The organism is Bradyrhizobium sp. 45 (assembly GCF_023073155.1).
GTDB lineage: Bacteria > Pseudomonadota > Alphaproteobacteria > Rhizobiales > Xanthobacteraceae > Bradyrhizobium > Bradyrhizobium canariense_D.
In genome coordinates, this window is sequence record NZ_JADPIX010000058.1 from 1 (window position 1) to 885 (window position 885).

General features: G+C 51.4%; 1 protein-coding gene. It reads left to right on the top strand.

Annotated features, from left to right (window positions below; translation table 11 throughout):
• Positions 1-762 (top strand): primase-helicase family protein (locus IVB42_RS09960; protein ID WP_247470104.1); only part of this gene is annotated, 762 nt, incomplete at its 5' end.
• Between the last annotated feature and the right edge of the window lie 123 nt (positions 763-885).

The following is an 885-nucleotide window of genomic DNA, read 5'->3' on the forward strand; positions in this document are numbered from 1 at the left end:
ATTTTGGACGTTGTTCTAGACGGGAAGTTCAACGGTCGAATGTCGCGCAAACTGTTGATGATCGTTGACGAAGCCAAAGCGGGAATGCGCGGCCCGAACACATGGGCGCTGTCCGAAAAACTGAAGACAATGGTCAATCCTGACTTTCGCGAGATCAACGAAAAGCACGGACTAGAATGGGTTGAGCATAACGCGATGCGTTGGCTTGTGTTTTCCAACAACTGGGATGCCTTGCCGATTGAGCGCGACGATCGGCGATGGAACATCGTTGAAAATCCGACGAAACCGCAATCAACTGCATACTACAAAGAAGTGTATGACCTCGTTCGGCGCGATGAATTTATTGCGGCGGTATGGGCGCATTTGTCTACGCGGTCACTTGAAGGCTTCAACGTTGGCGATCGATCGATAAACAATGCCGCGCGCGAAAGGATGCTCAATAGCGTTTCGACCGATCTTGAACAGGCGCTAAAGGAATTCAAAGACCAATGCAGCGCCCAAGTTGTCGATTACATCACTATCGAGAACTTTCTTAGGCAACGGGCACCCGGCGAACAACTCAATAGAGCCGCCATCCGACGCAACTTGATGAAGCTCGATATGATCTATCTCGATAAACGCATTGGCACCGGCAACGATAAAAAACGGATGGTGATCGTGCGCGATTTGAAGCCCGCCGACGTTTACGACAACCCCGCCCGTTGGCTGGCGCTCGCAAGTCACAACGCCGCGACAACCTTTTTCAACCGGCCATCGGTTTAATCATCAAGCCCGGCTGTGCCGGGCTTTTTGCTGCCAATTCCCGTCACAGTGCAGCTTCCATAATTCTTGTTTTCGTCTTCTGGACAGCTTGGGCAGCCTCTCTACTCCCCTACAGAAAAATAC